At 72.3% G+C, this 24,315-nt stretch carries 22 protein-coding genes; 19 read left to right on the top strand and 3 right to left on the bottom strand.

Going from position 1 to position 24,315, the window contains the following annotated elements:
• The 7 genes from IE251_RS39440 to argB all read left to right on the top strand — a co-directional run.
• Positions 1-405 (top strand): hypothetical protein (locus tag IE251_RS39440; protein ID WP_229897148.1); only part of this gene is annotated, 405 nt, incomplete at its 5' end.
• Positions 398-1,669: an ATP-grasp domain-containing protein gene (locus tag IE251_RS39445; protein WP_189757759.1), complete on the top strand. Its 1,272-nt coding sequence runs from the start codon at positions 398-400 to the stop codon at positions 1,667-1,669. The genes IE251_RS39440 and IE251_RS39445, both read left to right, overlap by 8 nt.
• The gene (locus tag IE251_RS39450) at positions 1,662-2,912 is read left to right on the top strand and encodes an ATP-grasp domain-containing protein (RefSeq protein WP_189757760.1); all 1,251 of its coding nucleotides are present in this window, start codon (positions 1,662-1,664) and stop codon (positions 2,910-2,912) included. The genes IE251_RS39445 and IE251_RS39450 overlap by 8 nt, the downstream gene beginning before the upstream one ends.
• A complete protein-coding gene (locus tag IE251_RS39455; RefSeq protein WP_189757761.1) occupies positions 2,909-3,694 on the top strand; it encodes a GNAT family N-acetyltransferase in 786 nt (261 codons plus the stop codon). The genes IE251_RS39450 and IE251_RS39455 overlap by 4 nt, the downstream gene beginning before the upstream one ends.
• A complete protein-coding gene (locus IE251_RS39460) occupies positions 3,691-5,262 on the top strand; it encodes a peptide ABC transporter substrate-binding protein (RefSeq protein WP_189757762.1) in 1,572 nt (523 codons plus the stop codon). Before IE251_RS39455 ends, IE251_RS39460 begins: the two co-directional genes overlap by 4 nt.
• Complete coding sequence (locus IE251_RS39465) at positions 5,259-7,229, top strand: prolyl oligopeptidase family serine peptidase (protein WP_189757763.1); 1,971 nt, start codon at positions 5,259-5,261, stop codon at positions 7,227-7,229. The genes IE251_RS39460 and IE251_RS39465 overlap by 4 nt, the downstream gene beginning before the upstream one ends.
• Positions 7,210-8,160, top strand: coding sequence for an acetylglutamate kinase (gene argB, locus IE251_RS39470; RefSeq protein ID WP_373302115.1), 951 nt, complete (start codon positions 7,210-7,212; stop codon positions 8,158-8,160). The genes IE251_RS39465 and argB overlap by 20 nt, the downstream gene beginning before the upstream one ends.
• Here argB and IE251_RS39475 read toward each other — a convergent pair.
• Entirely contained in the window at positions 8,141-8,980 is an 840-nt protein-coding gene (locus IE251_RS39475) for a helix-turn-helix domain-containing protein (RefSeq protein WP_189757764.1), read from the bottom strand. The two genes, argB and IE251_RS39475, sit on opposite strands and share 20 nt — an antisense overlap.
• A gap of 603 nt (positions 8,981-9,583) precedes the next feature.
• Here IE251_RS39475 and gntA point away from each other — a divergent pair.
• The 12 genes from gntA to IE251_RS39535 all read left to right on the top strand — a co-directional run bounded on the left by gntA (position 9,584) and on the right by IE251_RS39535 (position 22,366).
• Positions 9,584-10,309 carry a guanitoxin biosynthesis heme-dependent pre-guanitoxin N-hydroxylase GntA gene (gntA, locus tag IE251_RS39480; RefSeq protein WP_200692408.1) on the top strand — a complete coding sequence of 242 codons (726 nt, stop codon included), beginning with the start codon at positions 9,584-9,586 and terminating at the stop codon, positions 10,307-10,309.
• Positions 10,306-11,088 carry an SDR family NAD(P)-dependent oxidoreductase gene (locus tag IE251_RS39485; protein ID WP_189757765.1) on the top strand — a complete coding sequence of 261 codons (783 nt, stop codon included), beginning with the start codon at positions 10,306-10,308 and terminating at the stop codon, positions 11,086-11,088. The genes gntA and IE251_RS39485 overlap by 4 nt, the downstream gene beginning before the upstream one ends.
• A complete protein-coding gene (locus tag IE251_RS39490) occupies positions 11,088-12,119 on the top strand; it encodes an inosamine-phosphate amidinotransferase 1 (protein WP_189757766.1) in 1,032 nt (343 codons plus the stop codon). The genes IE251_RS39485 and IE251_RS39490 overlap by 1 nt, the downstream gene beginning before the upstream one ends.
• The gene (locus tag IE251_RS39495; protein ID WP_189757767.1) at positions 12,106-12,831 is read left to right on the top strand and encodes an MOSC domain-containing protein; all 726 of its coding nucleotides are present in this window, start codon (positions 12,106-12,108) and stop codon (positions 12,829-12,831) included. Before IE251_RS39490 ends, IE251_RS39495 begins: the two co-directional genes overlap by 14 nt.
• Before the next feature lie 109 nt (positions 12,832-12,940).
• Positions 12,941-14,368, top strand: coding sequence for a MocR-like transcription factor YczR (gene yczR / locus IE251_RS39500; RefSeq protein WP_189757768.1), 1,428 nt, complete (start codon positions 12,941-12,943; stop codon positions 14,366-14,368).
• A 236-nt stretch (positions 14,369-14,604) separates the two neighbouring features.
• Positions 14,605-16,812, top strand: coding sequence for an asparagine synthase (glutamine-hydrolyzing) (gene asnB, locus IE251_RS39505; protein ID WP_189757769.1), 2,208 nt, complete (start codon positions 14,605-14,607; stop codon positions 16,810-16,812).
• The gene (locus IE251_RS39510; RefSeq protein ID WP_189757770.1) at positions 16,809-17,465 is read left to right on the top strand and encodes a class I SAM-dependent methyltransferase; all 657 of its coding nucleotides are present in this window, start codon (positions 16,809-16,811) and stop codon (positions 17,463-17,465) included. The genes asnB and IE251_RS39510 overlap by 4 nt, the downstream gene beginning before the upstream one ends.
• A complete protein-coding gene (locus IE251_RS39515) occupies positions 17,462-18,319 on the top strand; it encodes an isocitrate lyase/phosphoenolpyruvate mutase family protein (protein WP_189757771.1) in 858 nt (285 codons plus the stop codon). The genes IE251_RS39510 and IE251_RS39515 overlap by 4 nt, the downstream gene beginning before the upstream one ends.
• The gene (gene aepY, locus IE251_RS39520) at positions 18,319-19,446 is read left to right on the top strand and encodes a phosphonopyruvate decarboxylase (RefSeq protein WP_229897151.1); all 1,128 of its coding nucleotides are present in this window, start codon (positions 18,319-18,321) and stop codon (positions 19,444-19,446) included. The genes IE251_RS39515 and aepY overlap by 1 nt, the downstream gene beginning before the upstream one ends.
• Positions 19,446-20,183, top strand: a complete 738-nt coding sequence (locus tag IE251_RS39525) for a metallophosphoesterase (protein ID WP_200692409.1) — start codon at positions 19,446-19,448, stop codon at positions 20,181-20,183. The genes aepY and IE251_RS39525 overlap by 1 nt, the downstream gene beginning before the upstream one ends.
• 33 nt (positions 20,184-20,216) lie before the next feature.
• The gene (locus IE251_RS39530; protein ID WP_189757774.1) at positions 20,217-21,473 is read left to right on the top strand and encodes an ATP-binding protein; all 1,257 of its coding nucleotides are present in this window, start codon (positions 20,217-20,219) and stop codon (positions 21,471-21,473) included.
• A 23-nt stretch (positions 21,474-21,496) separates the two neighbouring features.
• Entirely contained in the window at positions 21,497-22,366 is an 870-nt protein-coding gene (locus IE251_RS39535) for a TauD/TfdA family dioxygenase (protein ID WP_189757775.1), read from the top strand.
• Positions 22,367-22,414: 48 nt separating this feature from the next.
• On the opposite strand, the gene IE251_RS39540 is transcribed toward IE251_RS39535, so the two are convergent.
• Together IE251_RS39540 and IE251_RS39545 are read right to left on the bottom strand one after the other, a co-directional pair.
• Positions 22,415-23,647, bottom strand: a complete 1,233-nt coding sequence (locus tag IE251_RS39540; RefSeq protein ID WP_189757776.1) for an MFS transporter — start codon at positions 23,645-23,647, stop codon at positions 22,415-22,417.
• Entirely contained in the window at positions 23,644-24,276 is a 633-nt protein-coding gene (locus tag IE251_RS39545) for a nucleoside/nucleotide kinase family protein (RefSeq protein WP_189757777.1), read from the bottom strand. The genes IE251_RS39540 and IE251_RS39545 overlap by 4 nt, the downstream gene beginning before the upstream one ends.
• Between the last annotated feature and the right edge of the window lie 39 nt (positions 24,277-24,315).

Below are 24,315 nucleotides of genomic sequence, written 5' to 3' on the forward strand. Positions count from 1 at the left end.
TTCGGGGTGACCCTGGACGAGGTGAACGCCATTCCGGTGTTCCCCTCGACGGCGAAGCTCATGGGATACCTGCGCCTGGCGGCGGATTCCCGCGGCCCCGCCCCCACGACGGTCTGGGACTGGTTCGTGGAATGGTATTCCGACCGCTACAACCAGGTGATCACCAATGCCGCGGCCCGCGAATTCGGCCCGGAGTTCGTCCGCGGTACGCAGTCCCACCTGGACTTCGACGAGTCGCACGACCACGACGAGCTGATGTTCCGCACCGTCTCCCGCGCCGTCGAGGTCTTCGGCACCGCGGAACAGGCCTACGCGGACCTGGAGACGTACATCGACCTCATCGGTGACTACTTCGCCGAACTCCACGCGGCCACCGTGCGCACCGAAGAGCCCAGCCATGTCTGAACCGCAGACACCGCGGCACCCGTCCCGCCCGGCCGGACGCATTCTCGTGATCGAGCCGATGGCGTCGGGTCTGGAGATGCTGAAGGCCGCGCGTGAGACCGGGCTGGAGGTCGTCGCCATCTCGGCGAACGAGGGCGACCGCGCGGTCCCGTCGGTGCTCGGGCAGCACATCGACCGCCTGATCGAGCTGGAGACCAACGACGAGCCGGCGCTGGTCGAGGCGGCGCTGCGGCTGCACGCCGAGGCACCGTTCCGCGCGGTGATCCCCGGCTTCGAGTTCTACGTCGACAGCGCCGCCCGGCTGGCCGCCCGGCTCGGGCTGCCCGGACTGGACCCGGCCGCGGCGGAGCGGCTGCGGGACAAGGCCAGGATGCGTGCCGCCGTCGCCGCCGCCGGACTGCGCGTCCCCCTTCACCAGGAGGCCCGGACCGCCGGCGAGCTGGACATGGCGGCCGACCACGTCGGTTTCCCCGCGGTGCTCAAGCCCACGACCTCGGCGGGCAGCGTCCACGTCAGCCGCGTGGACAACCTGACGGACCTGCGCCGGGCGTACGCCTGGATGGCCGAGGACTCGCGTACGGACCTCGGGCGGGGGCTGGACGGCCGCGTCCTGCTGGAGGAGTACGTCGCCGGGCCCGAGGTCAGCGTCGAGGGCTACGTGGTCGACGGCGCGCCGGTGATCGTGTCGGTGACCGCCAAGGAGCTGGGGCCGGAGCCGTACTTCGTCGAGGTCGGCCACACGGTGCACCGGGACCTGGAGCCCGAGGAGCGGGCCCGGATCGACTCCTACGTCACCGGCGTCTGCCAGGCCCTCGGCGTCACCCTGGGACCGTTCCACTGCGAGCTGCGGCTGCCCGCCGGGGACCCCGTGCTCATCGAGATCGGCGCCCGGCTGGCCGGCGACCACATCTGCGATCTCATCGAGCTGGCCACCGGTGTGTCCCTGCCGCGGATCATGCTCGCCGCGTACGCGGACCTGCCCCTCGAGGAGGTGGCGCCGGCCCGGGTGCCCTCCGCGAAGTACGCCGCGATCCACTTCTTCACGGCTCCGGGCCTGGCCACCCTTTCCCGGGTGGACGGCTGGGAGTCGATGACGCGGGACGAGTCGGTCGTCGAGGCCGAGCTCTACCTCTCCCCGGGTGACGACGTTCCCCCCATGCAGGACTTCCGCGGACGCATCGGCCATGTGATCTACCGGGCCGACTCCTTCGCCGACGCCGCCGCCGCCCGCGCGGCCTTCGGAAGGATGGTGCGCTTTGGCTGACCGTCTCGGGCCCAGTTACCTCGTCCTGAACCGCTACGACGACGAGTTCGGCGAGTACCACCGCTTCGTCGATCCCGACCGCTGCCGCCTGTTCTACCTCACCGTCCCCGACGGTCTGGGCGTTCTCGACACGGAGAGCGCCTGGGAGACCGTCGTCGTCGACGACCTCGAGTACGAGACGGTCCTGCCCGTCGCCCAGCGGCTGGTCCGGCAGTACGGCGAGTTCGACGGCATCGTCGGTCTCTCCGAGTACGACCTGGTCACGGCGGCCCGGCTGCGTGACGCCCTCGGCGTCCCGGGCTGGAGCGAGGACTTCGTCCTGGGCTTCCGGGACAAGGTGCGCATGAAGCACCTGGTCGAGTCCGCCGGACTGCCGGTGCCGCGGTACACGGACCTGACCGGTCCCGCCGTCACGGCCGATCACGTCGTCTCCGAGGTCGGCCTGCCCGTCATCCTCAAACCGCGTGCGGGAGCGGCGTCGAACGGGGTGCTCCGGATCGACGACAAGGAGTCGCTGGAGCACGCCCTGCAGAGCGTGGAGCGCGGCGCGTACGAGTGCGAGGAGTACGTCGCCGGCGAGATCTACCACGTGGACGGCGTCCGGCGCGGCGGCGGCTTCCACTTCGTCAGCGCGTCGGTCTACGTCAACACCTGCCTGGAGTTCGCCCAGGGGCTGCCGCTGGGGTCCGTGCTGCTGGACCCGGGGCCGCGCCGGGACGAGACGGTGGCGTTCGCGGCCGCGTGTCTGGACGCGCTGGCGCTGGACGACGGCCCGTTCCATCTGGAGCTGATGCGCCGGCCCTCCGGCGAACTGGTGTTCCTGGAGGTCGGGCTGCGGCCGGGCGGGGCCGAGGTGGCCTTCATCCACCGGGACCTGTACGGCATCGATCTGATGGGAGAGGCGTTCCGGGCCACCCTGGGTCTGCCGCCGCTCACCGCCGCCGAGGAGTTCCCGCGCCACCGGGCGGGCGGCTGGGCCCTGATGCCCGAGCCGCGTCCCCTGCCCAGCCGGGTCGTCGGGTGCCGGCCGGTGCGGGAGGAGATCCCCGAGGTGTACGAGGAGATCGTGCCGGCGGTGGGCGAGGTCTTCGACGGCACCGGCGGATACGGCCACGTCGGCGGGCGGTTCCGGCTCCGGGGCGCGGACGAGCGGGCCGTACGCGCGGCCGTGCTGCGGATCATGGACCGCTACCACCTGGACGCCGAGCCGGTGGCCGCGCGGACGGAACGGATCACCACGTGACCAAGGCACTCTTCCTCACCCTGAGCAAGGGCGGCGACGAACTGGTCGACGTGGAGTTCCGGGCCGCCACCGCGGCCGACGCGGACGCCGTGCACGCCCTGTCCACGCCGTTCATGGCCGACGGATCGCTGGTCCCCCGCACCCGGGAGACCTACGCGACCGCCGTCGAGGAGTTCTTCGTCCTCGACATCGAGGGCCAGATCGTGGCCTGTGCCGGTGCCGCCAGGGACGGCTCCTGGGCCGAGGTCTACAACTTCGCCGTCCATGAGAAGTGGCACGGCCACGGCCTCGGGCATGTGCTCCTCGCCAGCCTGATCATGGCCCTGCACGCCGAGAAGGTCGAGGAGGTGGTGCTCTTCTCCAGCACCACGGTCCGCTGGTTCGAGCGGCACGGCTTCGAGCGGATGGACGAGTCCGAGCTCCCGGCGGGCCGGATCGAGCGCATCGACCGCGAACGCGGGTCGGTGCCGCTGCGGCGGCGCACGCTGCGCGGGTACGACGCACCGGACGTGCTGGCCCGCATGAGGGGGCTGCGGGTGCGGTTCGAACGCTCCGGTGCCGAGTTCGCCTGGGACGGCGACTTCGACTCGCTCCTGCAGTTCACCGACCATCACGGCATCGAGACGGACTCGCGCTGCTGGGCGGGCGCCTGCGGTACCTGCCGTACCCGCCTGAAGAAGGGCACGGTCCACTACCACACCGAGCCCGGCGCGGATCTGGCGGGCGGGGAAGTCCTGCTGTGCACCGCTCAGCCGGTGACCGACCTGGTGCTGGACCTGTGAGCGGTTCCGAGCGGCGGGCGGAAGGCCCCCGGGCGGCGACGGGTCCGGTGCTCAGGATCGGGACCGGGCGGGCGGAGTCCCTCGACCCGGCGACCTGCATCGATCACGAGGGCGCCCTGGTCCTGGGGGTCCTGGCCGACCCGCTGGTCGACTACGAGCCCGCCACGGGACGGCTGCGCCCCGCCGCCGCACGCTCCTGGGACGTCGCCCCGGACGGCAGGAGCGTCTCGTTCGCGCTGCGCCCGGAGGTGGCCTTCCACCACGGCCGTGCGGTCACCGCCGAGGACTACGTGTACGCGCTGTCCCGGGTGGTCCGTCCGTCCACCGGCTCGCAGATCGCCTACCACCTCTCGGTGATCGAGGGCTTCGAGGACGTCCGGGCCGGGCGGGCGACCACCCTCGCCGGAGTGCGGGCCGCCGGGAAGCTGCGCCTGGAGGTCTCCCTCACCCGGCCCTTCCACGAGATCGCCGCCGTGTTCAGCCACCGCGTCACCGCCGCCGTCCCCCGCGAACTGTGCGAGGGCGACCCGGACGGCACCTTCCGGCAGTGGCCGGCCGGCACCGGGCCCTACCGGGTGAACCGCGCGGCCTCCGACGGCCGCCGGCTCGTCCTCGATCGGTTCACCGGCTACCACGGGGCCAACGAGGCTCATCCGGACGGCGGGCGCGGCCGGGTCGACAGGATCGAGTTCCACTACGTCGAGGACGAGGACACCGCCTACGAGGCGTGGCGGACGGGCGGGCTGGACCTCGTCGAGATCACCGGCCCCCGGGCCGCGGACGCGCGCCGCCATGAGGAGTCGTACCACCTCACCCCCTGTGCCTCGCTGACGTATCTGGGCTTCCCCGTGACGGTGGCGCCCTTCGACGATCCCGTGGTGCGCCGGGCCGTGGCCATGGGCATCGACCGGCGGCGGCTGTGCGAGGAGGCGGGCGGCGGCGAGTTCCCCCTGGCGCGCGGGATGGTGCCGCCCCGGCTGTCCGGCGACGGCGCGGTGCACACGCCGCTGGACGGCATCGGCTTCGACCCCGCCCGGGCCCGCGCGCTGCTGGCCGGGCGCGGGATACGGCCACGGAAGGTGTCCCTCGTCCATGACGCGGACAAGGGCCACGAGGCGTGGGTGGGCCTGGTCGCCGGTCAGCTGCGGGACAACCTCGGCTGGGAGGTCGAGCGGCGGGCGCTGCCCCGTTCCGCGTACCTGCGCTGGCTCGAACGTCCCGACGCCCTGTTCCGGGCGACCTGGGTGAGCGACTACCCCTCGCCCGACACGGTGCTGGCCCCGCTCTTCCACTCCGGCTCCGTCGGAGGAGGCGGCAACTACACCGGCTATCGCGACGCCCGGGTCGACGCGCTGATCGACTCGGCGCGGGGCCTGTCCGACCCCGTCGCCCGCCGGTCCCGTTACCGGGAGGCGGAGGCGGCGGTCTGTGCCGACCTGCCCGTTCTGCCGCTGTGGTACGGCGTGACGCGCCATCTGATCGCCGGCCCGGTGACCGCCGCGGACGGCGTCCTCATCGACCTCTTCGGGGCGCCCTCGCCCCGTGCGTTCGGAAGAAGTGAGACGTGAACACCCCCGTTGTCGCACCCTTCGGTACGTGGGACTCGCCGGTGACCTCCCGGCTCGCCGCGCGTGACGGCCGTCCCCCGGACAGCGTGCGCTGGCTGGGCGAGGAGCTGTGGTGGGCCGAGCCCCGGCCCGCCGAGGGCGGCAGGACCACCCTGATGCGCCGCGCCGGCGACGGCGTCCCCCGGCCCGTGCTGCCACTGCCGTGGAGCGCGCGCACCCGGGTGACCGAGTACGGCGGGTCCGCCTGGACCGGTGCGCACGGCCCCGACGGCCCCCTCGTGGTGTTCGTCAACGAGTCCGACCAGCGTCTGTACCGGTGGACGCCGGGGCAGGAGCCGAGGCCGCTGACCCCGCCGGGCGACCGGCCCGCGGCGCTGCGCCATGCCGATCCCGTCATCCCCCCGGGCCGGGACGAGGTCTGGTGCGTGCGGGAGGAGCACTTCGGTCCCGGCCCGCAGGACGTGCGCCGCGCCGTCGTCGCCGTACCGCTGGACGCGACGGCGGCCGCGAACCGCGCGGCGATACGGGAGCTGGCCCGCGGCCGCTTCCTGACGGGGGTGAAGGTCTCGCCCGACGGCCGGTACGCGGCCTGGCTCGGCTGGGAGCACCCCGCGATGCCGTGGGACGCGGCGGACCTGCGCGTGGCCCGTATCACCGAGGACGGCGGGTTCGCCGAGGCGCGCACGCTGTGCGGAGGCCCCGGGGAACCGGTCGCGCAGGTCGAGTGGAGCGACTCGGACACGCTGCTCGTGGCGATGGACCGGACCGGCTGGTGGAACATCCACCGCGTGGCCCGGGACTCCGGGACGGTGAGCGAGGTGTGCCCCCGGGAGGAGGAGTTCGCCGGTCCGCTGTGGCGGCTCGGCTCCCGCTGGTTCGCCCCGCTCGACGGCCGGCGGGTGGCCATACTGCACGGCACCGGGCCGCTGGCCCTCGGCGTCCTGGACCTGGAGACCGGGGAGCTGTCCCCGGCGGCCGGGGACCGCACCGAATGGACGCCGACGCTCGCCGTCGCGGGTTCGACGGTGGCCGGTGTCGCGGCGAGTCCGCTGACCGGCTTCGACGTCGTCTGCGTGGACACGGCCACCGGGCGGACCGAGGCGGTGGGCACCCCGCACCGCGATGTGGTGGACCCCGCCTATCTGCCGCGGCCGCGGCACAGGACGTTCCCCTCGGCGGACGGCCGCTCGGTGCACGCCTACGTCTTCCCGCCCACGAACCCGCGCCACCGGGGCGGGGACGAGCCGCCCCCCTTCATCGTCTGGCCGCACGGCGGCCCCACCAACCGCTTCCTGATGGGCCGCGATCTGACCGTCGCGTACTTCACCAGCCGCGGCATCGGCGTCGTCCAGGTCGACTACGCGGGCTCCACCGGATACGGCCGGGCCTACCGGGAGCGCCTCAACGGCCGGTGGGGGGTGGCCGACGTGGAGGACTGCGAGGCCGTCGCCCGCGCGCTCGCCGACGAGGGCACCGCCGACCCGCGCCGGATCGTCATCCGGGGTGCCAGCGCCGGGGGCTGGACGGCCGCCGTCTCCCTCGCGGTCACCGACACCTACCGGTGCGCGGTCCTGTACTTCCCCGTCCTCAGCCTCTCCGAGTGGGCCGCCCAGGACACCCACGACCTGGAGTCGCACTACCTCACCACCCTCGTCGGCGGGCCCGAGGAGATCAGGGAGCGCTGCGCGGAGCGTTCGCCGGTGAACCTGACGGACCGGCTCACCGCGCCGTTCCTGCTGGTGCAGGGGCTCCAGGACGCGGTGTGCCCGCCGGTGCAGTGCGAGCGGTTCCTGGAGCGGGTCCGGGAGCGGGGAGTGCCGCACACGTACCTCACGTTCCCCACGGAGGGCCACGGTTTCCGCGACGAGGAGACCCTGACGCGCTCGCTGGAGGCGGAACTCTCCCTCTACGGCGATGTGCTGGGATTCGAGACGAAGGACGTGACCGGTGCCGAACTCCCCCGCTGACACCCGGCCGGCCCCCGCCCGCCCCGCCGAGTCGCCGGTCCATGTCCACGTCCCCCAGGCCCGGGCGCTGGCCAGACTGCTGCCACGGCTGCGGGAACTCGAGGGCCGTACCGTCGTCGTCAAGATCGGCGGCCACGCCATGCTCCGCGCGGACCTCACCCGGGCGTTCGCCGAGGACGTCATGCTGCTGCGCTACGCGGGGCTCAGACCGGTGGTCGTGCACGGCGGCGGCCCGCAGATCAGCGCGCACTGCGAGCGGCTCGGCATCGAGCCGGCGTTCCGGTCGGGCCTGCGGGTGACCACCGCCGAGACGATCGACGTGGTCCGGATGGTGCTGGCCGGCCAGGTACAGCGCACGCTGGTCGGCCTGCTGAACGAGTACGCGCCGGTCGCCGTCGGCATGACCGGTGAGGACGCCCGCACGTTCACCGCCGTCCGGCGGTACGCGGAGGCGGGCGGGGAGCGCGTCGACATCGGCCTGGTGGGCGATGTGGCGGAGGTGGACCCGGGGGTGGTGGCCGATCACCTCGCCGCCGGCCGGATTCCCGTGGTCTCCGGGCCGGCGCCCGGCACCGACGGGCGCGTCTACAACGTGAACGCCGACACGGCGGCCGCCGCGCTGGCCGCCGCCCTGGGCGCCGACCGGCTCACCGTGCTGACCGACGTCCCGGGCATCCTGCGCGACTGGCCGGAGCCGGGGCCGGTGTGGGACCGGCTGACGGTCTCCCAGGCCCGCGGCATCCAGCCCGGACTGTCCGGCGGCATGCTGCCGAAACTCGAGGCCTGTCTGCGCGCCGTCACCGCGGGCGTGGCGGAGGCGCACATCCTGGACGGCCGTGACGAGCACGCGTTGCTGCTGTCCTACTTCGCCGACGAACCGCTGGGCACCCTTCTCGTGCCGGACGACGACGTCAGTCGGCGTCCGGCATGAGGCGGTGCAGGAGATAGCCGGCGTGCAGCCGGTTGCGGGCCCCGAGTTCGCTCATGATCTCGGAGACATGACGCTGACAGGTGCGCAGGGAGATCCCCAGCCGCTTGGCGATGACCTTGTCCTCCTCGCCGGAGACGAGCATGGCGATGACCGCCTCCCGGATCTCCGCGGACGTGAGGGACAGGCGCGAGCGGTCCAGCTCGGTGGGGAACGGCTTGGCGCTCACCCACAGGCTCTCGAACGTGTCGGCGATGAACTCGACGAGGTTGAGGTCCTTGACGAGGCAGGCGCCGAGCGGGTCCGAACGCAGCGAGATCACGGCGAACTTGCGGTCGAAGACGATGAGCCGCTGGAAGGAACTGGGCAGGGTCCTGACCTCGGCGCCCAGGCCCGTCACGTGTTCCACGTAGGTGCTCATCCCGGAGCTGAAGTGCGCCGAGTGCTGGTAGAGGGTGCGCATGCGCACTCCGCGGCGCAGCAGTTCCTCGGTCCGCGGCAGGGACTCCTGGAGGATCTCCTCCTTGCGCGCGCCGCCGGGCTGGGCGGTGAGGACCTCCGTCTCGCTCTGGTTGGCGAGGTTGGTGATGGTGTAGCGGACGTCGTCGAGATCGGAGAGGGCGCTGATCGCCTCCCGGCGGATGAGTTCGACCCTGCTCGACTCGTAGACGGCGTTCATTCGGGAGAGTTCGGAGTGCACCCGTTCGACCTCCTCCTGCTGCCGCCGGAGCTGCTCCATCACCGGGCCGAGGAGCCGGAAGCGCGCGGTCTCCGGAGCGACGGCGCTGAAGGTCCCCGGGGCTTCCGGTATCGGCCTCAGCATCTTGTATTCGACCAGCCGCTGAACCGATTGCTCAACCCGCTCGGGGGAAAGTCCAATTCCACTGGACAACTGGTCGAGTGTCACTTCGGATCTGGTGACCGCGTAGGCGTACACACGAGCGGCCTCATCGGTGAGGCGCGGCAAGGACCGGCCCGGCGATATGACCGCCATGTCCGTCATAGGGTACTTCCCTTCAGTTAGCCCGCTGATCAAGCCAGTGATCATACAGGGGGCGGATGTGGGTATCCGTCGTCCGGCGAGAGCCGGCGACCGGCCATGGGCCACATGGCACAACTGTTTCACCATTGAATGATTCAGCATTTAAGTAGCCGGGTTTGCCCCCCTTTGTCATCCGTGCGGATCTCCGCCATGCGTAACTGCGACAGCAGATTCCCTTGGACTCGCCGACCATGCCGACGCATAGTTATTCACGCGGCGGGCCACCGGTCGCCGCACTATCCGGGATTTCGTAATCCGAAATCCGTATTCCGTGAGCATGATGTGCGGGTTTTCAATGCTGCTTAGTTATTTTTCGCAGGCGGTCTATTTGCTGAGCGACCTGGGTTGGGGCTGACCTTCGGCGTTCAGGGAGGTTGAGAAACTGTGGAGTCTGTCCCACCGACGGACCATGTTCGGGAGCAGCTCTTCAGGTGGATCAGGAGTGATGATTTCTCATGCCTGGCGGGCAAGGCCTCGCTGCGCAAGGGAATGATGTCCTGCGCCCGGCTCGGCGAGCTGGGAGCCGAGGTGTCCACACGTGAGCTGCACGCAAGACTGCAAGAATTCGTGCGGGGCCGGCTGACGCCCACGGAGAACTTCCACACCTTCGTCGCCATCTTCACCGGCCCGCTGGGAATAGCCGAGATGGAATTCGAGAAGCTGCTGTGGCAGCAGCTGGCGGATCTGCACGAGCTGGACCGCGATCTCTATCAATGGGCCCCCGAAGTGGCGGCAGACCCGGATTCCAGCGAATTCGGCTTCAGCGTGGTCGGCCACCCGTTCTTCGTGGTCGGTCTGCATGGCCGATCGTCGCGCGTGTCCCGCCGCTTCTCGCAGCCCGCCCTCGCGTTCAACTCGCATCACCAGTTTCAGCGGCTGAAGCAGAACGGGACGTTCGAGGGACTGAAGAAGAGGATCCGGGAGCGGGAAATGCGGCTCCAGAATTCACTCAACCCGAATCTCGCGGACTTCGGTGAGGCATCCGAAGCGCGCCAGTATTCCGGCCGGGCCGTCGAGCCGACCTGGACCTGCCCGGTCTTTCCCCCCGTACGCGCCGCCGGGCCGGGCGGGCAGCAGGAGACGACGGTACGGACAGGAGAGGAAACATGAGCGGTCGAACCAGAACCGCGGTCGTGACGGGGGCTTCCTCCGGATTCGGCAGAGCCATCGTCAAGCGGCTGGCCGCCGACGGGCGCCCCGTCGTCGCACTGGCCCGGCGCAAGGACCGGCTCGAGGCACTGTGCGAGGAAGCCGGGCCGGAGAGCCGGATACTTCCCCTCGCCGTCGACATCCGGGACGGCGACGCCGTGGCAGCGGCTCTCGGCGCGCTCCCGGAGGAATTCGCGGACGTGGAAGTCCTCGTCAACAACGCGGGCCTGTCCCGGGGGTTCGGCCCCGTGCAGGCGGCGGACCCGGCGCACTGGCAGGACATGGTCGACACCAATGTCATGGGCCAGCTGCACTGCATCAAGGCCGTACTGCCCGCCATGCTCGGAGCGGGCGGCGGGCACATCGTCAACATCGGTTCCATAGCCGCGCTTTACCCGTACTCCGGGGGCAATGTCTATGGCGCCACAAAGGCCTTCACGCATCAGCTCAGCCTCAGCCTCCGCACGGATCTCGAAGGCACCGGAGTGCGGGTGAGCTGCATCGCTCCCGGTATGGCGCGTACCGAATTCGCCCTCGTGCGTTTCGACGGCGACGAACAGCGCGCCGACGCGCTCTACCAGGATGTGGAGCCGCTGTCCGCGGACGACATCGCCGAGGCCGTCCACTGGTGCCTGTCCCAACCGGCCCGGGTCAACGTGAACATGATCGAAATCATGCCCACCTCCCAGCCGTTCGGCCTGGGATTCCGTACCACCACCACACGGAGGAGCGCCGACTGATGTCGCGTGTCTGGAGCACCAACGACTGGGACCCGCTGGAGGAGATCGTCCTCGGCACGGCGCAGGGGCTGACGCCCCCGCCCGTCGACGAATCGGTCCGCCACTTCTTCGAGCCGCCCGCCGACGCCCATCTGGAACAGGTGCCGGCGGACACCCTCAAGCGTGTCGTCGAGGAGGCCGAGGAGGACTTCCGCGACCTCGAGGAACTGCTCGGCCAGGCCGGCGTCACCGTCCGCCGGCCCGAACCGCTGCGCCCCGGCCAGGAGTTCGCCACCCCCGGCTGGCAGTCCGTGGCCATGCACGCGCTGATGCCCCGTGACTGCCTCCTGGTGGTCGGCGACACGGTCATCGAGGCGCCCATGGCGATGCGGGCCCGCTACTTCGAGACCATGCCGTTCCGGCGCCTGCTCGGCGAGTACTTCGACGACGGCGCCACCTGGCTGGCGGCCCCCAAGCCGGAGCTCGACGCGAGCACCTACGTCTACGAGCCCGGCCGCTCGGTCGTCGCCGAGAACGAGCCGCTGTTCGACGGCGCCAATGTGCTGCGCTGCGGCCGCGACGTCTTCTTCAACGTGAGCAACACCGGCAACCGCAAGGGCGCCGAGTGGCTGCGCCGCGCCCTCGGCCCGGAGTACCGCGTCCACGAGATGTCGATCTGCTCCGACCACGTCGGGACCACGCTGCACATCCTGCGCCCCGGCCTGCTGCTCGCCAACTCCGCCCGGCTCGGCGAGGACAGCATCCCCGAGCCGCTGCGCCGCTGGAAGACCATCTGGGTCGACGAACCCGAGGACGACGGCTACGCCTTCACCTGGCCGAGGGCCTCGGTCTGGATCGGGATGAACATCCTGGCGCTCGGCCCCGACCGCGTCATCGTGCCCGACAACCAGACCCGCGTCATGCGCCAGCTCGAGGCCGCCGGCATCGAGCCCGTGCCCGCGCGGTTCCGCCACGGACGCACCTTCGGCGGCGGCTTCCACTGCTGTTCCCTGGACACACGGCGCACCGGTGAACTCGGTGACTACCTCTGAGCCCTCCGCGGCATCGGACGTGCGCGTCGCCGGGCTGCGCCGCTACCCGGTGAAGTCGATGCGGGGCGAGGACCTCGCCCACGCCGACTTCACCGCGCGCGGCATGACCGGGGACCGCTCCTGGGCCGTGACCTTCCCCGACGGACGGGTCGGCAGCGGCAAGAGCTGGAAACACGTCCGGCGCGTCGACGGGCTGCTCGGTTACACGGCCGGGACGGCCGACGGCCGGGTGCGGGTGCGCACCCCGGACGACCGCGTGCTGGCCGCCGGGGACCCGGACCTGGACGAGGAGCTCAGCCGCCTCGCCGGCACCGCCGTACACCTCGGCCGGGAACAGGACGTGTCGCACTTCGACTGCGCGGCGGTCCATCTGCTGTCCCGGCCCGCCCTGGCACGGCTGGCCGCGCGGATGCCGGCCGAGGCGCGGCAGGTCCTGGTCGACCGGTTCCGCCCCAATCTCCTCCTGGACGGTGAGTCCTTCCTCGAGGACGACTGGGTCGGCGCCAAGGTGGCCGTCGGTCCCGAAGTGGTCCTGGAGATCACCGAGCGCACCGAGCGCTGTGTCATGACCACCCTGCCGCAGGCCGGTCTGCCCGCGGCCCGGACCGTGCTGCGGACGCTCGTCGAAGAGTTCGACACCTGCCTCGGCGTGTACGCCAGGGTCATCACGGGCGGGCGCGCGGCGCTCGCGGACCCCGTACGGGTCTGCTGACTTCGGGCGGGAGGGCCCGGCCCCGTCGATGCCCCGGGCCCTTCCGTCCGAACCCCTTTCTGCGACACCGGAAGTCCACACCACCGACATGCGTAAAGTGACTTACTCAGTGAGCGCCGACCAGACCGGTCGCCTGCTGGGGGACTGGCTCGAGGACGGCCCCGCCTACCTCGCGCTGGCCAAGGCGTTCCGTGCGCTGATCACGGACGGCCGGCTGCCGGCCGGCACCCGGATACCCTCCGAGCGTGTCCTGGCCGCGCAGTGCCGCATCGGCCGCAACACGGTCACCGCCGCCTACAGCCTGCTGCGGACCGAGGGCTATCTGGAGGGCCACCGCGGCGCGGGCACCTTCACGGCGTTGCCGCCGGGACACCAGCGGGTCCGCACGGCGCCCCAGGACGCGCGCCGGTTCCCCGAGAACCGCATCGACCTCGCCGTGGCGCAGGTGCCGGCGCCGGAGCCGCTGCTCGCGGAGGCGGTGCGCGACGCGGCCTGCCACGTGGGCAAGTACACCGACGGTCCGGTGCACGACCGGGTGGGGCTGCGCGAACTGCGGCAGGCCATCGCCGACCGCTACACCCGGCGCGGTCTTCCCACGTCGGCGGACGAGATCATGGTGACGACGGGTGCCTACCAGGGGTGGGGACTCCTGCTGCGGCTGACGGCCCAGCGCTTCGACCCCGTCCTGGTCGACGCGCCGACCTATCCGGACGCCGTACAGGCCATCCGGTCGATCGCCGGACGGCCCCTGCCGGTCGGGCTCGGTCCCGAGGGCTGGGATCCCGAGCTGCTGGTGTCGGCCTGCCGCCAGGCCCGGCCCGTCCTCGCCTACCTCATGCCGGACCATCACAACCCGACGGGACACGTGATGCCGGACGAGGTGCGCGAGGCCGTCGCCGCCGGAGCCCGCCGGTCCGGGACACTGCTCGTGGTCGACGAGACCCTCTCCGAACTCACCCTGGAGGGCCCCGCACCACGGCCCATGGCCGCCTTCGCGAGCCGCGGCCAGGTCGTGACGATCGGCTCCCTGTCCAAGATCTTCTGGAGCGGGCTGAACCTGGGCTGGATCCGCGCGACCCCGTCCCTGATCAGCCGGCTGGCCGCCCTGCGGGGCCCCGGTGACGCGGGCAACTCCGTCGTCAACCAGCTCATCGCCCGCAGGCTGTTCGACGACTACGACGCCGTGCTGCGGGAGCGGCGGCTGACCCTGTCGGCCCGGCGGGACCACCTCGTCGGCGCCCTGCGGCGGCACCTGCCCGAGTGGACGTTCTCCCCGCCACGGGGCGGACTGTGTCTGTGGGTGGACCTCGGGGAGCGCGTGAGTTCCCGGCTGGCCTGCGCGGCGGAGGGCCTCGGTGTGGACATCCTCACCGGCTCCCGGTTCGCCGTCGAGGGAACGCTCGACAACCGGCTGCGCCTGCCGTTCGTCCAGCCCCCCGACGTCCTCTCCGAGGGCGTGGAGCGGCTCGCGGCGGCGTACGCCGCCGTCCGCGGCCACCGGTCCCGGCCGACGGCTCACGCCCTGCTCGCGGCGTGAGCCGCACCTCTGCCGGACCACCACCGCGCCACCGGCCGGTGTGAGGCTGAACGCGTCGACAGCGAAGGAACCGGAGGAGGTGACAGACATGAAGGCTTACATCAAGCCCGAGGCCAAGAAGGTGGACCAGGCCACCATCGTCGCCAACGTTCGTTAGCGGCCGGAGTGCCACGCCTCCGCGGAGGCGTGGCACTCGCTTTCACCAGCAGGAAACGCGCGGAGAAGTAGGTAGCACCATGTGCGGGATCGCGGGATTCGCCCATACCGACGGAACGCATCTGGACGGGGGCGCCGACCAGATTCTGCGGAACATGGCACGCGCCCTGCGGCCGCGCGGTCCCGACGACATGCAGGTCCACCACGCCGGGCAGGCCAGCATGTCCTTCACCCGGCTCGCCCTGATCGACCCGGCCGGCGGCCGGCAGCCGTTCGTCAGCGCGGACGGCCAGGTGATCCTCGCCGCCAACGGCGAGGTCTACAACCACCGCGAGCTGCGCAAGGAACTGAGCGGGACGGTGGAGTTCCGCAGCGGCTCCGACTGCGAGGTACTGCTCCACCTCTATCTGCAAAAGGGCCTCGACTTCCTCGACGACGTCCGCGGGATGTTCGGCATCGCCGTCATCGACCTGCGCGAGCAGCGAGTGGTCCTGGCCCGCGACCGCCTCGGCATCAAGCCGCTGTTCTACAGCGTCCAGGGCCCGACCCTCCTGTTCGGCTCCGAGATCAAGGCGCTGTTCGAGCACCCGCGCTGCCCGCGCGAACTGGACTGGCCCGCGGCGCTGGCCGACCAGAGCCTGAACGCGGCCCCGGTCATGTCCGACGCGGCGCCCACCACCTGGTTCAAGGGCATCGAGCACGTGCCGACCGGCTCCCTGCTCACCATCGGCCTGCGCGACGGCCGTGTCCGGGAACACCGCTACTGGAGCCTTCCCGAACCCGTCGGCGCCGAGCGGCTTCCCGAGCGGAGCGTGATCGACGGCCTCACCGAGCTGCTGCGGTCCTCCGTCGACGAGTGCCTGGTGGCCGACGCCGAGATCGGCGTGCTCCTCAGCGGCGGCCTGGACTCCGCGGGCGTGGCGGCACTGGCCGCGCACACCGGGACACACACGTTCTCCGCGCTGACGGGGAGCACCCTCGTCAACGGTGACGCGCGCTACGCGCAGCAGACGGCCCGCGCCCTGGGACTGCCCAACCACCAGGTCGCCCTCGGCGCCGACCGGGTGCCGGCCCCCGACGAGTGGCGGCAGCTGCTGTGGCTGATGGAAACGCCGCTGTGCGGGCCGGAGCAGTTCTACAAGAGCGAGATGTACCGCTACGCGCGGGCCGAACGCCCCCTGCTCAAGGCGATGCTGCTCGGCTCGGGAGCCGACGAGTTCAGCGGCGGCTACAGCGTCGACCTGGCCGGCGGCGGCACGTGGGACGACTTCCTCGCCAACCTCGGCGACCTGGCCCGCCGCCGGGCCCTCGGCGGCGCCGGAGCGGTGTCCGTCTGGTGGGAGGGCACCGAAGCCCCGCTGCTCACCGACGAGGCGGTGCACGCCTACGCGCCCGGGGCCTTGGACGACGTCTACGGCGCCTACCTCGGCTGGAAGTTCCGGGACATGCAGCAGTACAACTTCTGGGTCGAGGACCGTACGGCCTCCGGCAACGGAGTCGAGGCGCGCGTGCCCTTCCTGGACCACCGCATCGTCGAACTCCTCGCCCGGGTGCCCCGCGCCCACCGCGAGCGGCTGTTCTGGAACAAGCGGGTCGTGCGCGAAGCCCTGGCCGGTGTGCTGCCCGCCGAGGTCCTGGCCCGGCCCAAACTGGCCTTCTACGAGGGCGACGGCGTACGCCACACCCACCGCACCTTCGTCCGCATGCTCACCCGCGACGGCTTCGAGCTGGTCGAGGAGGCGCTCTCCTCCCCCGGCGCCGCGCGGTACGTCGACGCGGACAACCTCCGCGAGACCCTGCGCCGCCTGCGGGACGGACGAAGCGGCACCCACGTCGAACTGCTGCTGCGGATCGTCAACCTCGGGCTGCTCGACCGGATGGCCGCCGACGTGCCGGTGAACCGCGCCCCGCACGGCGAGACCCCGTACGCCCTGCGCGCCGCCGACTTCGACGGACCCGAGGTGCTCGGCGTCCTGGAGCCGCCGCGGTGCACCGGATCGTCCGTGCTGCGCCTCGCGCCCGGCGTCCTGGTCCTGGACGACGCCCCGGGCGAGAACACGTCGTACGTCGCCGTCGACGGAGCCCTGCGCTACGTCATCGACCACGGCACCCACACCGACTGGCTCAGGCTGCTGCGCGGCCTCGACGGCCACCGCACACTCGGCGAACTGGCCGCGGTCACCGGCTGCGCGCTGGACGCGATGCGGCCCCTGCTGGAGGAGTCCCTCGACAGCGGCCTCCTCGAGTTCGCTCGCGAGCGGGAACAAGAGGGAGGAACACAGGGATGACAGCACACGTCTACTGGGACGCCGTCTGGCGCACCGACGAGGGCCGGGACGACTGGTCACGGCCGCACCCGTGGGTCGCCGACACCGTCGGCCCGCTGCGCGCACGCGGCGGACGGGACATGCTGGACCTCGGCTGCGGGATCGGCCGGCACGCGCTCCACTTCGCCGCCGAGGGATTCACCGCCCACGGCATCGACCGCAGCCCGGCCGCGATCGAGCACGCCCGGCGGGAGAACACCCGGCACGGGCTCACGGCCCGCTTCGACACCGGCGACTTCACCGAACTGCCCTACCCCGACGACAGCTTCGACCTCGTCCTGGCCTTCAACGTGGTCTACCACGCGGACGAGGACGGCCTCCGCCGGGCGCTGGCCGAGATCCGCCGGGTACTGCGCCCGGGCGGGATCTACCAGTCCACCATGCTGTCCAAGCGCAACACCGAGTACGGCAAGGGCATCGAGGTCAGCCGGAACACCTTCCGGCAGCCGGACGCGTCCGACGACAAGGTGCACCCGCACCTGTACACCGACGCCGCCGACCTGGTGCGCCTGCACGAGGGGTTCCAGCTGCTCAGCGCCGCCGACGCCGAGCACGCCCCGGGGTCCTGGCACTGGCACTGCCTGTTCGAGACGGCGGGGGGTGCCCGCGGATGACCACGAAAGCCGCCCGCCTGCGCGAGCTGCTGGAGCGCGGGCGGATCGCCCGGATCATGGGAGCCCGGGACGGGCTGACCGCCCGCCTGGTGGAAGACGCCGGCTTCGACGGCGTATGGGCCTCCAGCTTCGAGCTCTCCGCCACCCGCGGCCTGCCCGACCTGGGCCTGCTCACCATGTCGGAGTGCCTGACGGCGGCCGCCCAGATCGACGAGGCCACCACCCTGCCCGTGCTCGCGGACTGCGACACCGGTTTCGGGGGCAGGGCCAACCTGGTCCGCACGGTCCAGCAGTTCGAGCGGGCCGGCATCGCGGGCGTCGCCTTCGAGGACAAGGTCTTCCCCAAGCGCAACAGCTTCCTGGAGGGCGGTCAGGACCTGGAGGACGCCGAGGAGTTCGCCGCACGCCTGGAGGCCGCGTCCCACGCACGCGTGGACGGCGACTTCACGATCGTCGCCCGCACCGAGGCCCTGATCGCCGGTGCCGGCATGGACGAGGCGCTGCGCCGGGCCCACCTGTACGCGGACGCGCACGCCGACGCGATCCTCATCCACTCCAAGCGGAGCGACGCCCAGGAGATCGAGGAGTTCCTGCGGCGCTGGCAGCGGCGCAAGCCGGTCGTCGTGGTGCCCACCACCTACCCCCACTGGTCGCTGGACCAGGCGGCGACGGCGGGCGTCTCGATGGTCGTCCACGCCAACCACGCGCTGCGCGCCGCCGTCACGGCGATGCGCGAGGTGCTCGCCGAGATCGCCCTGCGCGGCGGTACGAGCACGGTCGAGGGGGACATCGCGTCGATGAAGGAGCTGTTCGAGCTCACCGGTGTGTCGCACTGGGAAAGGCTGGGTGGGTGATGGACGCCCAGGCCTTCTGCGGCGCGCTGGAACGCCGGGGCTACGGATTCTTCAGCGGCGTTCCGTGCTCCTACCTCAAGGGCCCCTTCGCCCTGCTGGAGCAGCACCCCACGTACCTGCCGGCCCCCAGCGAGGGCATCGCGCTGTCCCTGGCCGCCGGAGCCGAGCTCGGCGGCACCCGGGCCGCCGTGCTCATCCAGAACTCCGGGCTCGGCAATCTGCTCGATCCCCTCACCTCGCTGCTCCTGGCCTACGACGTCCCCGTGCTCATCGTGGCGAGCCTGCGTGGCTGGCCGCGGCCGGAGGACGACGAGCCGCACCACGCGGCCATGGGCGCCGGGACCCTGGGCACCCTCGAGGCCATCGGCGTCGCGCACGGCATCCTGGACGGCGACCCGGCCGGCCTGGAGGCCCTGCTCGACCGCGCGGAGCGGGAGCGGGAGCGGCGGCGGCCGTTCGTCATCCTGGTACCCAAGGGGACGATCGGCACCTGCGCGGTGCCGGCGGGCGGCGAGCGGGAGGAACCCGCACTCGACCGGCAGGAAGCCGTCGGGGTCATCGCGGCCCGGCTCACCGACGAGCTGACGTTCAGCACCACCGGCATGATCAGCCGTGAGCTGTTCGCGGCGGCCGACCGCCCCGAGAACTTCTACATGCAGGGTTCCATGGGCCACGCCATCGGCCTGGGCCTCGGCGCGGCGGTGACGCTGCCGCACCGCAAGGTCGTCGTGATCGACGGCGACGGCGCCGCCCTCATGCACCTGGGCGGTTCGGCCCTGGTGGGCGAGCGCGGACCGGCCAACCTCACGCACATCGTCCTCGACAACGGGTCGTACGACTCCACGGGCGGCCAGCGTGCCGCGCGCCTCGCCTGGGCCGAGCTGGCCCTGGCCCTCGGGTACCGCACCGCGCGGACCTGTGCGACGGCGGCGGAGCTCGCGGCCCACCTGGACAAGATCGCCGCTCTTCCCGGCCCGCATATGGTGGGCGTGCCGATCCGCCGCGGAAGCTCCTGGACTCCGCCGCGCATCACATCGGCGCACACCAACAGCGAGGTCAGGGCCCGCTTCCAGCAGGCGGCCACCCCGACGAGCCCCCTTGACGGACCCGAGGAGCCTGCCCAGTGATCACCATCGCGCACATCAGCGACCTGCACCTGGACGGAGGGCCGCGGGCCACCGAACGGGCCTCACGGGTGGCGTCGTTCCTCCGGAGGATGCCCGGGCCCGTGGACCTGGTGCTGGTCACCGGCGACATCGCCGACCACGGCAGCGGCGACGAGTACGCCGAGGCCGCGGCGCTGCTGGAGCTGCCCTTCCCCGTGCTGACCCTGCCCGGCAACCACGACCGCCGGGCGGCGTTCCGCGCCGGGCTGCTCGGCGAGAGCCCCGCCGACGACGAGCTGAACCGGGTCGTGCGCACCGACAGCGCGGTGTACGTCCTGTGCGACTCGACCATCCCCGGTCAGGACGACGGCGTGCTCACCGACCGCACCCTGGCCTGGCTCGACGAGACCCTCGCCGCGCACACCGGCGAACTGCCGGTCTTCGTCTGCTTCCACCACCCGCCGGTCGTGCTGCACCTGCCCTATGTGGACCGGATCAGGCAGTCCGGCGAGGACCGGCTCGCCGCGGTGCTGAACCGGCACCCGCAGGTGGTCGCCGTGCTCTGCGGCCACGCCCACACGGCCGCGGTGACCACGTTCGCCGGCCGTCCGCTGTGCGTCGGTCCCGGGATCGCCTCGACCGTGCCGCTGCCCGCGGAGGGCCTGCCCGAGGTCTGCTTCGACCTGCCGCCCATGATCGCCCTCCATGTCCTCGACGACGAGCGCCGTCTCGTCACGCACTACCGCGCGGTCGTCTGACGGCCCGCACGAGCAACCGGACGACGCCACCCCATGAAGAGAGTCCTCATAGCAGGGCGCGGAGCCATCGCCGGGCGCGCCGTCGCGAGCGCCCGCGCGGCGGGACTGTCCACGGTCGCCGTGGTCGCCGTGTCCGATCCCCAGCAGGCGCACGCCCTGGGCGCGGACGCCGTCGAGTACCTGGAGGGCTCGGGACCGGCGGAGACGTACGACAACGCCGAGCGCGTCGCCGAGGCCGCGGTGCGGTGCGGCGCCGATCTCGTCCATCCGGGGCACGGCGCGCTGGCCGAGGACCCCGGACTGCCCGCGCTGCTGGAACGGGCCGGCATCGGCTGTGCCGGGTCCGGTCCCGGCCCGCTGGCGACCGTGGGCGACAAGAGCCTGGCCGTCGCCGCGGCGGCGCGGCTGGACGTACCGGTGCTGCCGCACGCGACCGGCCGCACGGCGATCGCCGGGCTGATCGCCCGGGTGGGTTTCCCGCTCGTCCTCAAGCCCCGCACCGGACGCTACGGCCAGGGCGTGCGGGTGGTCCGCTCGGCGGCCGAGGCGGAGCGGGTGCTGGCCACCGATCCCCATCCGGAGGCGGAGAACTGGTACGCCGAGCGGTACCTGGAGGACGGCCGTGTCGTCGGCGTCACCGTCGCGGTCGACCGGGAGGGCCGCGTGGCGGGCCTCGGGGAGCGGGAGAGCCTGCTGATCGCGGGGCACCTCAAACTGCTGGACGCCGCCCCGGTGCTCGGCACCGGCGCCGAGCTGGTCGAGAGCATGCGGCGGGACGCGTTCCGGCTGGCCGGCCGGATCGGCCTGCGCGGGGTGGTGACCGCCGAGTTCCTGGTGAGCGCCGGGCGTTACTTCTTCCTGGAGGTCAACCCGCGCCTCACGGGTGCCTACCGCATGTCGGAGCTGCAGACCGGCGTGGACGTCATCGCGCTCCAACTGGCCCTCGCCCAGGGCCGCACCCTCGATGCGCACACCCCGCTCGTCGACCCCGCCGTGCACTGCGCGGAGGCCAGGCTCTTCGTCCGGCCCGGGACGCCCCGGCCCGGCAGGCTGAGCGGGCTGCGCCTCGCCCCGGCCTCCGGCGTCACCTACGCCTGCGCCCTCGACCGGACACGCCCGGTCGCTCACGACAGCATGCTCGCGCAGGTGCTGGCCCGCGCGGCGAGCCGGGACGAAGCGGTCCGGCGGGCCGTGGACGCCGTCGAGGCGAGCGAGGTGTCGGGGATACGGCACTACGGCGACGAGATCGTCGACTGGTTCACCCACCACATGGCCGCGTCACCGCGATGACCGGCCCGCCCCAGGAGGATGAGATGGACGGCACAGACCCCTTCTCCCCGGTCCGTTTCGCCGTGGACCCCGCACTGGCGAGCCGTATCGCCGAGGCCGGCGACGACGCCGGGCGGGACGGGGAGGTCCGGGAGTTCGCCCGTGTCCTGCGCCGGTACGCCGCCGGGCACCTCGGCGGCCGGCCCGGTTGTTTCGTGCTCACCGGGCTCGGCCACCTCGACGACGCCGCCGCGCGGCGCTTCACCCTCGCGGCCTCGGGGATGCTCGGTGACGTGATGCCGCAGGACTTCCAGGGGGCGCCGCTGCGCGAGGTGAAGGACCGGGGGCTGCGGCTGGAGGCGGCGACGGCCCGCTACTCCGACACCCGGCAGGGCGGGAACCTGCACACCGACGGCTTCCACCGGCCGGGCCGGGTGCCGGACTGCTTCACGCTCTTCTGCCTGCGGCAGGCCCGGCGCGGCGGAGCCCTGGTCATGGTCCACGTACAGGACATCCTGAGGGAGCTGCGGGACCGCCCGGACGTACTCGCCGTGCTGAGCCGGCCGTTCCACTTCGACACCCGGGACGAGACCCCCGGCGTACCGCGGACCGTGCGGCGTCCCGTCCTGGACTTCGCGGACGGCACCCCCCGCGTCCACTATCTGCGTACCTACGTGGAGGCCGGGCACCGCCGCGAGGGCGTCGAGCCGCTGACCCCGGAGCAGGTCGCCGCGCTCGACCATCTCGACGCGCTGCTGGCACGCGAGGACCTGCACACCGTGGGGCGGCTGCGGCCGGGCGAGATGGTCTTCATCGACAACCGCTCCGTCGTCCACGGCAGGACGCCCTTCGAGGACGGCGAGGAGCCGGCCGGCGGCCGGCTGATGTTCCGCACCTGGATCGCCACCGGCTGAAGCGGCCTTCCGGCCCCGGCGCCCCGGCACCGGGGCCGCACCCGTCCGTCACGGCGCCGCGGCACCGGCCCGCTCGGCCGTGTCCCGCTCGGCGAGCCGCACGACACTCGGCACCGCCGCCCCGGCCCCGACCATCACACCGCACAGGGCGATCCAGCCCAGCGGGCCCGCCGCGAGGCACAGGGTGCTGAGCACGGGCGGGCCGACGGCGGTACCGAGACCGGTGCCCAGGCCGAACACCCCCTGGTACTCGCCTTGCGCATGCGCGGGCGCGAGCCCGAAGGACACCGCGTACTCGCCGGCGGTGAAGACCATCTCGCCCACGGTGAGCACCGCCGTCCCGGCGAGCAGCAGGGCCACCGCGGCGGTCTGGGGCACCTGGGCCGCCGCGTGGACCAGCAGCACCGCTGCCGCTATGGCCGGGCCGCTGCGCCGCAGCGCGCGGGCGCCCTCCCCGGGCGTCTCCACTCCCCGCGCGACACGGCTCTGGAACACGACGACCAGAACGGAACTGAGGGCGAAACAGAGGGAGACCGTCCATCGGGGAGCCTGTGTGTGCTCCGCGATCCAGACCGGCATCAGCACCGCCAGGAAGGGCTCGAACATGACCAGGACGCCCGCCAGCAGGCTGACCGCGACGAACGGCCGGTCGGCCAGCGCGCGCTTGCGCGTTCCCGTACCGGGGTCCTGGGGGTGCGGCGGCAGGTGGCCGAGGCGCGCCACGAGGACCGCGGCGAGCAGATAGGACGCCATGTCGGCGAGCAGGGCGACCGTGTAGCCGGTCCTCGAGTCCAGTTGCAGCACGATGCCGCCCAGCAGGGAACCGCTGACCATCGCCAGGTTCTGCAGGGAGTACAGCCGGGCCCGGTACTGGACCTTGTCCTCCCCGCCGACGTGCGCGATCAGCGCACCGCTGATCGCGGGGAAGGCGCCCTTGCCCAGGGCCACGAGGGCGATGACCACGACGAAGCCCGTGAAGTCGCGCACCGTCAGCAGCGCCGCCGACGCGGCCGCCTGCACCAGCAGGCCCGCCACCCCGACCTCGCGCGGCCCGAACCGGTCCGCGAGGCGCCCCGCGGCCGGGCCGGCCAGCAGCCCGACCAGTGACGCCACGGTCAGTCCGGCGACGACCCGGGAGGTCGGCAGGTCCACGATCCTGACGAAGAACAGCACCTGGAGCGGGGTCCACACGCCGGTGCCCAGATAGCGGGCGAAGAGCGCGGCGGTGAGCGAGCGCCGCGGGCCCGGGGAGAGGGGCGCTCGGCGCCCTTGCGCCCTCACCGGGCCGCCAGCAGGGGTGTGACGATCTCCTTGAGCCGCTCCTGCGCCGCCTGCGGCGAGTCGGTGTCGACGATGTCCCAGCCGTAGTCCCGCGCCCAGCCGAGCAGGACCTCGCGCACCGCCGTCTGGTGCCGCAGGAAGTCCTCCGGCCGGCAGCGCGGATCGCGGCCGCATTCGTACGGGCTGAAGTCGCCCTTCTTGCGGCGCAGCGCCTCCTCGGGCGTGACGTCGAAGTAGACGATGCGGTCGACCGGGGCGATCGCGTCCATGATGGCCTCGACCAGGCCCCGGTGGGTGCCGGCGAGCAGTTCGGCGGCGGCGTGCTTGGCCCAGTACCCGTCGAGGACGACGAGTTCCTCCTCGGCGGCTGCGGCGTAGTGCGCGGCCATGGTGTTCATCCAGCCGAGGAACAGCATGCGCGCCGGGGAGGGCATCTCGGCGATGCACACCCGTATCTCCTGCTGCCGGGTGCCGCGCAGGAAGCGGGCCTCGGGCATGACGGACTCGTCGAACAGCTGCCATTTGCTCAGTGTCCGGAAGGACACGCCCAGTTCCCCGGCCCAGTCGGCGAGCCGGGCGAGCTGGGTGCTCTTCCCGGCGCCGTCCGGACCGTCCAGTGCGATGATCAAGGTTGTCCTCTTCCCTTCTGTCCGGGCCCGGCCGTGCGG

This window comes from Streptomyces eurythermus, assembly GCF_014649115.1.
GTDB classification, from domain to species: Bacteria; Actinomycetota; Actinomycetes; order Streptomycetales; family Streptomycetaceae; genus Streptomyces; species Streptomyces eurythermus.